This is a genomic window from Streptomyces sp. NPDC059832 (assembly GCF_042731715.1).
GTDB lineage: Bacteria > Actinomycetota > Actinomycetes > Streptomycetales > Streptomycetaceae > Streptomyces.
The window spans coordinates 66,354-77,920 of record NZ_JBHWIY010000036.1 but is presented as its reverse complement, the minus strand read 5'-3'; the positions used below and the strand labels follow the sequence as shown (position 1 = coordinate 77,920).

7 protein-coding genes and 2 pseudogenes are annotated in these 11,567 nt (G+C 67.2%); 4 read left to right on the top strand and 5 right to left on the bottom strand.

What is annotated here, in order from left to right; genetic code table 11:
* Nucleotides 1-95 precede the first annotated feature (95 nt).
* Entirely contained in the window at nucleotides 96-2,897 is a 2,802-nt protein-coding gene (locus ACFV8T_RS38115) for a hypothetical protein (protein WP_385336453.1), read from the bottom strand.
* A 968-nt stretch (nucleotides 2,898-3,865) separates the two neighbouring features.
* Here ACFV8T_RS38115 and ACFV8T_RS38110 point away from each other — a divergent pair.
* Nucleotides 3,866-4,252, top strand: a pseudogene (locus tag ACFV8T_RS38110) (IS701 family transposase); the annotation flags it as partial.
* A gap of 39 nt (nucleotides 4,253-4,291) precedes the next feature.
* On the opposite strand, the gene ACFV8T_RS38105 reads toward ACFV8T_RS38110, so the two are convergent.
* Both ACFV8T_RS38105 and ACFV8T_RS38100 read right to left on the bottom strand, forming a co-directional pair.
* On the bottom strand, nucleotides 4,292-5,497 hold the full coding sequence (locus ACFV8T_RS38105) for an alpha/beta hydrolase family protein (RefSeq protein WP_385336451.1): 1,206 nt from the start codon (nucleotides 5,495-5,497) through the stop codon (nucleotides 4,292-4,294).
* A gap of 260 nt (nucleotides 5,498-5,757) precedes the next feature.
* Nucleotides 5,758-7,536 (bottom strand): annotated as a pseudogene (locus ACFV8T_RS38100) (Helicase associated domain protein); the annotation flags it as partial.
* 213 nt (nucleotides 7,537-7,749) lie between these two features.
* On the opposite strand from ACFV8T_RS38100, the gene ACFV8T_RS38095 reads away from it, so the two are divergent.
* On the top strand, nucleotides 7,750-8,289 hold the full coding sequence (locus tag ACFV8T_RS38095; RefSeq protein ID WP_383065394.1) for a GNAT family N-acetyltransferase: 540 nt from the start codon (nucleotides 7,750-7,752) through the stop codon (nucleotides 8,287-8,289).
* Nucleotides 8,290-8,520: 231 nt separating this feature from the next.
* On the opposite strand, the gene ACFV8T_RS38090 is transcribed toward ACFV8T_RS38095, so the two are convergent.
* Nucleotides 8,521-8,967, bottom strand: a complete 447-nt coding sequence (locus ACFV8T_RS38090) for a winged helix-turn-helix transcriptional regulator (protein ID WP_385336449.1) — start codon at nucleotides 8,965-8,967, stop codon at nucleotides 8,521-8,523.
* A gap of 131 nt (nucleotides 8,968-9,098) precedes the next feature.
* Between ACFV8T_RS38090 and ACFV8T_RS38085 the strand changes: the two genes are divergently transcribed.
* Nucleotides 9,099-9,971 carry an aldo/keto reductase family oxidoreductase gene (locus tag ACFV8T_RS38085; RefSeq protein WP_385336447.1) on the top strand — a complete coding sequence of 291 codons (873 nt, stop codon included), beginning with the start codon at nucleotides 9,099-9,101 and terminating at the stop codon, nucleotides 9,969-9,971.
* Between the two features lie 492 nt (nucleotides 9,972-10,463).
* Nucleotides 10,464-11,105, top strand: coding sequence for a DUF6461 domain-containing protein (locus ACFV8T_RS38080; RefSeq protein ID WP_385336445.1), 642 nt, complete (start codon nucleotides 10,464-10,466; stop codon nucleotides 11,103-11,105).
* A 186-nt stretch (nucleotides 11,106-11,291) separates the two neighbouring features.
* Here ACFV8T_RS38080 and ACFV8T_RS38075 read toward each other — a convergent pair whose 3' ends face one another.
* Nucleotides 11,292-11,459, bottom strand: coding sequence for a hypothetical protein (locus tag ACFV8T_RS38075; protein WP_383081856.1), 168 nt, complete (start codon nucleotides 11,457-11,459; stop codon nucleotides 11,292-11,294).
* Nucleotides 11,460-11,567: the final 108 nt, after the last annotated feature.

The following is an 11,567-nucleotide window of genomic DNA, read 5'->3' as shown; positions in this document are numbered from 1 at the left end:
TACGACGTCCACACAGTCGGCAAACCAGGCCCCTCGAAGCGACGGACGAAGAAGTCAACGACCCCACGTCCACGCCGCACAGGTTAAAGACCAAGTTAGTTGATGTCGCCTTCCTCCAGGGTGCCACCCGCGTAGGAGCTGCCGCCGACCTTTGCCTTCACGAGAACGTAGCGGAGCTTTTCGTGCTTCAGCGCCGCCTCCAGGTCGCGCGCCAGCTTGCCGTCCCGCGGGGACTTCGTCTCCCGCTCTTTCATCGCCTCGATGATCGTCTCCACGTACTCCCTGGTCATCTGCTGGACCATCTTGTTCTTGTGACGGCCCTTCCCCTGACGCCAGCCGGGGTTCCCCGTTGGCGCCTTGGCCTCGACGATGAGCAGCGTGCCGTCGGGGAGCTTGTACAGCTGGTCGAACTTATCAGCACCATTGGGGGTTTTGGGCAGGGTGATCCACTGGGCTCCCGGGAATTCCTCCGGAATGACGTGGTAGCGTGCCGTGCTCTCGCCGAGCCGCTCGGCTATGCGGCTGTTGTTGGGCGTGACGCCTAGCTCTTTCCGGTATTTCTGCAGCGCCTTGTCGAGTGTCTGCCCATTGGCCGCGCTCTTGTTCTCCTCCCACTTCAGCTCCGCGTTGGTGAGATCCACGGACGTATTGCGATTGTCAGCGATCTTGTTGAGCAGGTCGCTCCGTTTTCTGTCACCGACCGAGGCGGGGCCGAAGAACTTCTTGGGGGACAGCTTCGCGCCGGGAGCCGAGGGCAGCTTGTCCTTGGAGATCCAGTGGTTCTCGTTGTCCTTGGCGAGTATCGGCAGCGTGACGCCGTTCTCCGTGGTCTTCTCGCTCCTTCGGCGGCCGTCCTTCTGGTAGTTGGCGAAGTACCAGACCGGGTCGTTCCTGACCTTCCAGACCATCTCATCCCGGATGTACTTGTGGGGGTCGACGGCACTGCTCAGCAGCTCGTTGCAGGTGAACACGCTGTTCGTACGCTTCGGGGTGCCGTCCGGGCCGGGCGGATAGGTGGTGAACACGGCCGCGTCGAAAGCGGGCCCGCCCGCACCGTTGCAGTACTTTTCGAGCTTGAGCTTCTTGAACTCCTTCGCCAGTGCCTGCCGGTCACTGCCGGCCAGGACGGTGGAGGCGTTCGGGTCGATGTCGATCCAGGCGACCTTGTCGAAGCCGGGCGGGACCACCCCGGTACCGGAGAGTTCGTTGATCGCCGCCGCGAAGGCCTTCACGACCGCGTCCGTGCCCCCCGACACGGCCTTGCGCTGGATGGTCTGTTTGCCAGTCAGGTTCTGGAGGTCGGCCTTGTACTCATCCAAGGAACCCTCGGGCTTGTAGGTGTTGCCCCAGACGACCTTGTTCCCCGCGCCCGCCAACTCGCTCGCATACTGCAGCGCCCGCCGGTCGGAGTCGGAGAGCTGGGCTGTCTTCGCTTCCAGTTCGGCAATGCCGCTCTCGCCGGAGACTCTCAAGTTGTTGGTGTTCACGACTAGGTCGTGGAACGGCTCGAACGCTCCCTGCTGCTCCAGATTGGCCACCGTCTTGCCGGCATTGCTGAGTCGGCTCTCGCGGACCTCGGGGCTGGTCTGCGGACCGATGTCGGCCGTCATGGCGTCGAGGAGCTGCAGGACGGGCTTGCCCTTGCTGTCGTTGGCCCGCTGATCGCCCAGTGGCTCATTGAGCTTGAAACCGCGGCCCATCAGCCGTTTGACGAGCGCCGGGTCCTCGCCCATGACGCTCGCTTCGTAGAAGACTACGGACCAGCTCACCGGGATCGTCTGGCCGGGCGGTGCCGTATTCGTCGCCGTAGCCGTCAGGGTGCGGTTCCCGCCGGGAGGCACGGAAACAGGACTGTTCAGGGGCGTCTGTCCGGCTACGGTCACTATCACCGTGCCGCTGGCGGGAGCGGTGCCCTGGTTGGTCACGTTCACGGTGGCCGGGCAGGTCGGAGTGCTGCAGTGCGATGCTGTGAGCTGTACGGCCACGTCCGTCTGGGCCGCCACACGTTGGCTCAGCGGTTCGGCCTGCTCGTGCGAGGTGTCGATCCGGCGTACGTTCTCCGTTGTGCTTCGTACCTGGGCCTTGTCGGGCTCGCTGACCGCGGACGACAGGGCCGGGGCGGGCGCGGGCTCACCGGCCGCCGTCGGCACCTGACCTGCGGACTGCACATGGCGCGCGGACCGTGCGGCACCGTCCTGCGGGCCGGAGCGGAAGACGGCAGTGTGCACATCCGAGGCGTCCGGCGCAGGTTTGGGTGTGGCGGCTCCTTGAGATCCAGCGGAACCCGGCAGGCCGACCGATAGCGGCCGGTACGGAGGGGACGCACTCACCACGATGCGCAGGGTGCCGTCGGTCAGTACCTTCGCCGGACGGCCGTTCACCGACGTGGCCCCGCTCTGGCGCCACGTGGACGGCCGCCCGGACGGACCGTCGGTGTCCTTGCCCGAGAGGGCGTCGGCGAGCGCCGTCGGAGTCATCCGGGACAGCTCGGCCAGGCCGATCACCCCCTGCGGCGGGTCGGCCACCCAGATGTGGGCCAGCGCTTCGGCGCTGCCCGGCTCGTGCTCGAACCACCACTGGCTGTTGCCGCGCAGAAGGGTTCGCCTGGGGCTCACAGCGAGCTCCGCGTATGCCCCAGAGTCACGGCTCAGGGTTCCGTACGTAGTGCCGTCGCGGGCGACCGTCAGACGGAAGCCGATGATCGCGCCGTTGCCGTTCACCGTGATCCCCGCATAGGTGACCCCGCGCCAGGCACGCAGGCTCTTGGTGGCCGCCGAGGCCAGCTGCGGGGGCGTCTTCTCGCCTGGCCAGAGCACAAAGGTCATCAGACCGGCGACGAGCACCATGACCAGCGCCAGGACGCCCCAACGCCAGTACCAGCGACTGGACTTAATCACCCGGGCAAGCGCTCCAGCCGCCCGGGACGCCCGACTGCCCGCTGGCGGTGGTGGTGGCGGTGGCGGTGGCGGTGGCCAGAGGTGCGGCGCCTGCGGGAGATGTGGTGGGAACGAAGGGTACGGGGGAAGCGGTGGTTGCAGAGGTGGTTGCTCGGACGGTACTGATGCGCTGTCTCGTGCGTCCACATCTGCCCCCGGTTCCGGGGCCGGGCGACCTCACCGGGTCGTGGCGTGATGGTCCCGATTCCCCATTCCTGATTTCCATCCCAATCCCCCTTCCAAACAAGCTTGTTCGCGCCACGTGGCAGGTTCCAGCCGCTCCCTGAACCCTACGGTCACTGATCACCTCACGGTCCAGGCCGGAGATCGGCACGAGAAGCGCCGACCCGGGCTCTATCAACCAGGTTCTGACGAGGCGACGAGGGATCAGCGACAGGACGGTGCCGTGTGTGGCGGTCTCGTCAGCGGCATTGGACTGGTCGGCATCAGCTGAGGCATAGAACGCCCAGCGGCCAGATGCCAGGGCCGAAGGGGTCTTGCAGTCTGACACGACGGGCAACTCGTCGAAGTGCTCGGCAGCGAAGGTGTGATCCTCTTGGAAGGTCAGGGACGTGCCTGCCTCGCTGGTCCATCGCCCCTCCACCTGATCCGCTGAAACCTCTGCGGCATAGATCCCGCAGCCCAGCCGCAGGACACCGTCAGCGCGACCACCAGCCCTATGAAGGCGATCGAGCGCCACAACTGTCGGCTCACGCCAACCCCTTCCCGTACCTCCGGGCGGCCGCCCTCCTCACGGCCTCATCGACCGAACCCCAACTATATTTGAACGCGATCAAATCGCGTAGTGCTCCGCCAGCAAGGCAACAGGCAGAACGCAAGGACCCCGGCCAGAGTTGGCCAGGGCACCATCCTCCAACCATCACCCAGCGTGTTCTCATCACGGAAGTTGAGCCAGAACCCCTTCTCGCGTACAGAGCCACGAGGTCTACGGGGGCAACCCAAAGCTGTGCTCCGCGCTGGAAGAGCGCCAGGCCGACTACGTGCTCGCCGATGCCTGCTCGGCCGAAGTCACCACCGGTGCGGGGAAGTTCCGCGCGGATTCCCTGGCCGCGAAGGTGCCCAAGCGGGCCTGGCAGAAGCTGTCGGCCGGGGCCGATGCCAAGGGGCACCGCTTCTACGACTGGGCGGTCATCGATCTGGCCGAACCCCGCCCCGGCAGCCGCCAGCTGCTGATCCGCCGCAACCGCACCACCGGTGAACTCGCCTACTACCGCTGCTTCTCACTCGGCCCGGCGCCCCTGAACACCCTGGTCCGCGTCGCCGGATCAAGGTGGCGGGTGGAGGAGACCTTCCAGCATCCGTGCGTCCGGGGGCGCTCCTGTGTGTGCCGGTGTTCAGGGCCGCTGGAAGACGACCTCGGGGTTGTCGGGTGTGGGGCCGTCCAGCAAGGGCTGGTGCCGTCCGCGCAGGTGCTGGTCGAGGAAGGTGCTGACGTAGTCACGGGTGATCCGGACCTGCCGGTCGGTGGAGAGCGTGACCGTGGGGTCCAGCGTCACGCCCAGCCGGTCCTCCAGGACGGGGACATCGGTGAAGCTGGAGTGGCCGGAGCCCTCGACGCCGATCCAGCGCTTCCAGCCGTCCAGCCGCTGCCAGCCCTGGTCCCAGGACTCGTCCTCGCCGCCGGGGGAGTGCGACGCGGTGCCCAGCATCATGAAGGGGCGCCCGGCGAGGCCGGAGGCGGGAACGCGCTCCTGGAACGTGCCGTCCATGTTGATCCCCGCGTCGAAGCGCGGGTCGGCGAGCATCGCGGAGGCGGCTGCGCTGCCGCCGATGGAGTGGCCGGCCACGGCGACCCGGCGCCGGTCGATCATGCGGGAGCCCTCCCAGGCGGGACGGTGGCCGGTCAGCCGGTCCAGTACGAAGGAAAGGTCGGCGGCCCGACCGGTGGAGACGAGCCTGCCCAGTTCCTGCCGGGCCTCCTCGCTGGGCGCGGACGTCATCTTCTCGCAGGCCACGCAGGTCAGGAGCCGGCCGTCGGGCAGCTCGGTCCCGAGGGACTCGTAGGCATGGTCGACGCTCGCCACCATGTAACCGCGGCTCGCCAGGTCCTCGGCGAGCGAGGTCACCGTCGCCCGGGGGTTGCCGAAGCCCGGGGAGAGCAGTACCAGGGGGAAGTGCCCGGGGGCCGTCCGGGCGCCGGTGCGGGCATGCGTGCCGAGCGAGCTGAGCGTCGCCGGCTGCACGGTGCCTTCCAGCCCGATGCCCGCCAGCAGCAGGCGGGCTTCCCCGGTGCTCATGTACGGAGCGGTGGCGCCCGGCCGCCCGGGGCGGGCGGGGTAGTACAGGGACACCATCAGTTCGCGGTCCCCGGACTCAGGCACCCAGGGGTCGGTGCGGTCGTGGTCGGTGAGGTGGAGGATGTCGCTGCCGACGGCGTACGGACCGGTCGGGCGGGGCAGTTCGAGCGTGGCGGCGGCGGCGGAGGTGGCCGGGGCGGGCGCGGGGCCGGGTGCGGCGTGGGCGGTGGCGGCGGGCGTGGCCAGCAGGGCCATGGTGGCGAGGGCGGCGGCAGCGGTCCGTCCGCGGAGTCTGATCGTCATGCGAAGGACACTAGGCAGCCGAATCGGACAGGGCATCAGCCCGGAGGGCGATCTCGTGGGGGACCAGGGGCATACGTACGGGATACCGCAGAGGCAGTGGGCGGGCGACTACCGACCATCGTGGCCGGGCCGCGTCCCTTCCGTACGGCGGCGGACAGGACCGCGCTCGACACCACGAGACCCCGGGCGCTATCGCCCGGGGTCTCTCTGCGACATGACGTGACGTCTGCCCTGCCGTCAACGATTGGCCATGGCTGGTGTCACGCCCACTCCACCCCGAGCTCGGCGAGGGCGGCGTGCTGCTCGGGGGTGAGCCGGTCGCGGCGGCTTTTGGTGTTGCTGATGAACACGCCGAGCTTCACGACGTGCTCCTGGCCGTCGACCTCGACGGGCTCTTCATGCTTCCTCGGAACTGGCCGCTCGTGTCCTTCGCGGTGGAGGTATTGGGCGAGGGCTGCGACTCCTCGCCCGAACGGTGCCGACAGACCACCCGCTTCCTTGGCCGCCCCTGCTTTCACCGGTGCCGGTTGGGGCTCTTCGGGTGTCACGCCGAGCCCGGTCAGCCGTTCCTGCTGCTCGGCGGAGAGCTGTGTCCAGTTGCTCGCTTCTCTTTGCCGCGTGAGCCATCGTCCGATGTCGTCGCCCTCGAAGAGCACGCCGGGCTGGATGGCCGGCAGTACGCCGTCGGCGTCGACCAGGTCGGCGAGGACGCGGTAGTGCCGCTGCCAGTCCAGCGGCCAGGGGCAGTTCCAGTCCGGGTCGATCGCTGTGAGCTGCGCCGCGCGCTCCGCTGCCCGCTCGGGGTCCTTGCCCAGGCCGTTTTTCTGGCCCTTCCGGCGGAGGTTGGCCATGTGCTGCCCGATGGGCATCATCGCTTCGCCTTCGCCCCAGACCGCGTCCTGACGGGGCGGGAGGGGGCCGGTGGCCCGCCGGTAGGACCGGAGTGCGGCGAGTTTGTTCTCCCACGCCTCCTCGCCCGGCTCCCAGACCATCCCGGCCTCCGGCGCGTCCAGGAGGACCTTGCGCCGGTCCTCCAGCTCCCCGGCTCGCAGGGCCTTGCGCTGCTGGTGCACCCACCGTCCGAGGGGGAAGTCCTTCGTGACGCCGACCTCGACCTCAACGTCATAGGGCACGGCGTGGACGCCGGTGATCTGGTTCTCTGCCCGCCACCGGAGCAGGGCCTGGTAGCCCTCCAGCCACACCAGCGACTCCGGCCGGTACACCCGCGTCCGCAGGAAGGCCGCGATGGTCGCCGCGTCGCGCGGGCTGGAGAAGTGCAGCAGGGCCGACTCGGCAGCGGCGTGGGTGTCGCCCTGCTCCTGGTCCTCGCCGTCGCTCTCGCCGCCGGTCCCGACGATCCGTCCTTCCTTGTCGCGCCGGATGTGTACCTTGCGCTCGCCGCTGGTGAGGGCGCGGGAGGCGAGCTGCTCGACCAGGCGCTCATCGTGTGAGCGCAGGCCCTGGAGGACCGCTACAAGGGGGCGGAACGAGGCGCTGGCGACCATGTCGGTCGGGTTCTCACCGGGCTCCAGGAACACCGGCACGATGATCCGCGCGACCTTGGTGCTGCCGTCCTTGTTGAGCCGGAGCGCCCGGCCGATGTTCTGCACGATCTCCACCTGCGAGCCGCGGGTGTCCGCGAAGCACACCGCCTCGACTCCCCGCTCACCGGTGATGTCCACGCCCTCACCAAGCACGCGAACGCTGGCGAGGAAGGCGCGGTGGACACGGCGCCCGGCGGCGTCGATGCCGTTGGCGAACTGGCGCAGGACCTCGCGCCGCTCGTTGACGAGGTGGTCGCCGCACAGCCACGCCGACCAGACCCGGTCCGGGGGTACGTGGCGGCCGGCCCCGAGGAGCTCGTACAGCTCCGCGCCGATCGACGACGCGGGGAGTTCCTTCACCTTCTTGTCCGCCTCCGCCAGCTCCTCCTCCGACATCTCGGTGGTGTACAGCTCCGCGGCTGTCTCGGGCAGCTTCTCCGCGAACGTCGCGGCTTCCTCCACCTTCTGGTGGAAGGTCATGACCGTACGGAGGTTGCGATGTGTCGGTTTCATGTCGGTGAGCTGGTGGCAGTGACGGTTGATCAGGTGGGCGTCTTCTTGCAGGTCTCTGGCTTATGGCGACGGCTGGCTGCTGACACGAGGTGGTGCTTTGCGTCTCGGTGGCTGACGTGGAGCGGTGCATTTACAGGTGGCTCACTGTCAGGAAGGCGGTACATCGAAGTCAGTGGTTGCTGGGATCCTCCCTGCATGCATTCCGACTCGCTCCGCTTAGCACAGGCGACCACCGCGCAGGACATCGGCCAGGACCGGCGCCAGGCCCTCATCACCTGCTGGATCGATGTCTCCAACGTCGGCGGCGCTGCTGGCTTCCCGTTCCCTCCCATCGACGAACGGGATGTCGCCCCGGCCCTTGAGACCATCCTCGAAAGCCTCGCCCCCCGAACCAGCCGCCTCTTGATGGCCCTCGACGATGACGAACTGGTGGGCTGGCTCAACATTCGCCGCGATACCTACGCCCTCATCGCCCACTGGGGGACGCTGCATCACGTTCAAACCCACACCAGCAGACGTGGGCAGGGGATCGGCAGCGCCTTGGTCAAGGAAGCTCATCGCATCGCGCGTGAGGATATGGCCCTTGAGCAACTGCACCTGGCTGCACGTGCTGGAGAGGGGCTGGAGACCTTCTACGGAAGCCTCGGCTGGAAAGAGATCGGGCGCTGGCCAGGAGCCCTCCGCTTCGGGTCCGGCGACGATCGCGACGAAGTCCTCATGCTCATCGATCTCTGATCTGAGGAAATGACACGTTCCTGAGACTGCAGCTGAACGACACGACCTGAGACAGCGAGCACATCCCCAGGTCACAGCATCGGCATCTGACATCAAAGCTGCGACCCTACAGCCCCCGACGCCCCCTCAAGGGGCCCGGGGGCGCCTCTCGCTGACGATCAACCGGGCTCTTCGCAGTTGAGGGTGTAGCGCCGATGAATGTAGTGCTGTTGAACGGTTGGATGTGAGGCGTCAGGACGTGCGAGAGTCGTAGTTCTCGCGGTTTGCGAGGACCTCGGCCATGTGCGTCTGCGCCCAGTTTCTGAGCCCGCGCGTCATGTGGTGGAGCGAGAGGCCGAGGTCGGTCAGCTCGTAGGAGACGGTGACAGGGACGGTTGGCGTCACGGTACGGATGAGCAGACCATCGCGCTCCAACGAGCGTAGCGTCTGGGTCAACATCTTCTGGCTGACCCCAGCCAGAAGACGAGAGATCTCGGAGTAACGCATCGCCTTCGGAGCGTCTGCGTGTGCTGCACCGGGCTGGCGAGGGCTGTTGTCGCCGCCCAACGCACACAAGATCAGGACGACCCACTTGTCCGAGATTCGGTCGAGCAGCTGCCGGCTGGGGCACCCTGCCAGGAACGCGTTGTACTCCACCTTGGCCTGAGCCCTCTTCTGGGCCGCCTTGATCGTCGTCACTGATCGCACCTCTCACCAATGGGTGGGTTACGCACTCCAAAGTGCCTACTTCCCGACAGGAAGTTTCTCTCCAATGCTGATGCAGGGAGGCAGCAGGCGCCACCCCCAAGTGCACGACGAAAGGCAACAAGATGAGCACGCCCTCCCTCTCGCTTCCCGGCGGCACCTGGGCTCTGGGTGACCTGACCGTCACCCGGTTCGGTTACGGCGCCATGCAACTGGCCGGCCCGTGGGTTATGGGGCCGCCCGCCGATCGCGAGGGTGCCCTGGCCGTTCTGCGTGAAGCGGTCGACGTCGGTATCACCCACATCGACACCAGCGACGCCTACGGGCCACGCGTCACCAACGAGTTGATCCGCGAGGCACTGCACCCCTATCCCGAGTCGCTGCACATCGTGACCAAGGTGGGCGCGACCCGCGACGAACAGGGTGGCTGGCCTACGGCCCGGCGGCCCGAAGATCTGCGCCGCCAGATCCACGACAACCTCAAGTCCCTCCGGCTCGACGTACTCGACCTGGTCAACCTCCGACTCGGCAACGCCGAAGGCCCCCAGCCCGGCTCACTCGCCGAGGCCTTCGAGACGCTCGTCGAACTCCAGCAGCAGGGCCTGATCCGACACCTCGGGGTCAGCAACGCCACCGAGGAGCAGGTCACCGAGGCACAGAGCATCGCGCCGATCGTGTGCGTGCAGAACATGTACAACCTCGCCCACCGCCACGACGACAAGCTCATCGACCGACTCGCCACCGACGGCGTCGCGTACGTGCCCTTCTTCCCCCTCGGGGGCTTCACCCCGCTCCAGTCCTCGGCGCTCTCGGCGGTCGCCGCTCGATCGGAGGCGACACCGATGTCCGTCGCACTGGCCTGGCTGCTGCAGCGCTCACCGAACATCCTGCTCATCCCCGGCACGTCATCGACGGCACACCTGCGCGAGAACATCGTCGGCGCGGGACTCTCCCTCTCTCATGGGGACTTGGCCGAGCTGAACGACATCGGCCGCTGAATGCCCCAGAGCTGAACGGCTCACAAGCCACGACCGAAGCCACCGTTCAAGTTCCGGCCCCGGGCACCCTCGCGCGATCGGGGCCGAAGCAGGATGATTCGCCCTCACCTGGATGACTTCAGATCATCAACCGTCAAAAACTTGTGTCACACCGACGGTGGAAGCTCATCCCGTGTCGGTGGTCCGGTAGGTGCGATCTCTCGGTTTCGTGTCAGTGAATGGTGTGACAGTGGCGGGTTCCCCGTGTGTTGCCTGGATGTACTGGTCAGTGAGTCATACGTCGGGCTCGCCGGACGTGCTGCCACTGTCATGAGATGAGAGATCGGGGGTGTCGGTACTGTCACCGGGCTGTATAGGCGCAGGTCGCGTACTGACACGAAATCGAGAGAACGCACCCAAGCCGTAACAGGCTACTGAACGCTGGTGGGGCACAGTACCGGCTCTCGCTGTGCCCCACCAGCCCCACGTTGTGCACAAAGGGAGAAATCTCCAATGACCGACAATCTCGCATGGGTCGCCGACGCCTGGCACGGCGTAAGCCCGAGCGCCACCGACTTGTACATCACTTGCGCCCGCGGCCTCAGCCCCCAGCAACTGGCCGAGCGCATGGCCGACCACGAGCCTGTCGAGGTGGGACCCGCCCTCACCATCCAGGAAGCGCACCGCATGGTCGACCTCGCGCAGATCTACTGCGTGGGCCGCATCGGCCAAAGCGGCGACTGGTCATTCATCGTGGAGTGCGTGGGCAGCGAAGGCTGGTCCTTGGACCCGGCCGTGTCCCTCGGCGCCGAGATTCTGATCCTCGACCCACGACCAGACGACCCGCCCTCCTTCTTCAGGTATCTCGCCGACGGCGAGGTACAGCTGCACTTCGAGCCAGGCTTCGGCTACGAACCCGCCGGAGCCCAGCCCGACCTGCTGCGCCCGGCGCTGGAGGCCGCCGGAGCCATCCCGCCGGAAGACTTCATCGACGCACTGCTCGGCAGGGACGAGGAGTTGCCGAGCGTCGAAGAGAAGCGTCGAGCGCTGAAGGCCGTCGGCGAGCACTTCGGGCTGTCACTGCCACGGCAGGCGATCACGAATGGACAGCTTCCTATGGTGGTCACCCGCACCTCACCCCCGTCCTCCTGGTGACCAGGAGCGTACTCACAGGATCGAGGCGTCGGGCGGTCGGGAAAACCGGCACGGGCGGTGCGAATGCTGCCGCGGCGACCAGCCACACACTTCGCACAGAGGGGTCGTTCCGTTCCTCCCTGCGTTCGGGAAGGAACGCCCCTCGCCCCGTGGGGAGTGCAGAAGTCCGGGGGAGACTCAGGCGGCTCAGTCGAGGCTGACAGTTGCAATTCGCCGCCCCCGGTCGTCCTCCTTGTCAGTGAGTACATAGATGTAGCGGTCCTCGCGGACGTATACCTGGTCGTCCGTGGAGTGGGCCCGATCGCTAGTGATAGTTCGGCCGTGTTCCGGTCCGTACTGCAGCAGTATCTTCATGGCGTGGACCGTACAGTTCACGAAGCCTTGCGTCTCGGCGGCTGGGCCGGGGCACTGTGGGGGTGCCGGTACCCCGCCAGCCACCGCACATTGGCCACCAGCACCGGA

Coding starts and splice junctions, on each gene's coding strand:
- ACFV8T_RS38105 (WP_385336451.1), bottom strand. CDS start 5,497: ATGACGATCAGACTCCGCGGACGGACCGCTGCCGCCGCCCTCGCCACC.
- ACFV8T_RS38095 (WP_383065394.1), top strand. CDS start 7,750: ATGCATTCCGACTCGCTCCGCTTAGCACAGGCGACCACCGCGCAGGAC.
- ACFV8T_RS38085 (WP_385336447.1), top strand. CDS start 9,099: ATGAGCACGCCCTCCCTCTCGCTTCCCGGCGGCACCTGGGCTCTGGGT.
- ACFV8T_RS38080 (WP_385336445.1), top strand. CDS start 10,464: ATGACCGACAATCTCGCATGGGTCGCCGACGCCTGGCACGGCGTAAGC.
- ACFV8T_RS38075 (WP_383081856.1), bottom strand. CDS start 11,459: ATGAAGATACTGCTGCAGTACGGACCGGAACACGGCCGAACTATCACT.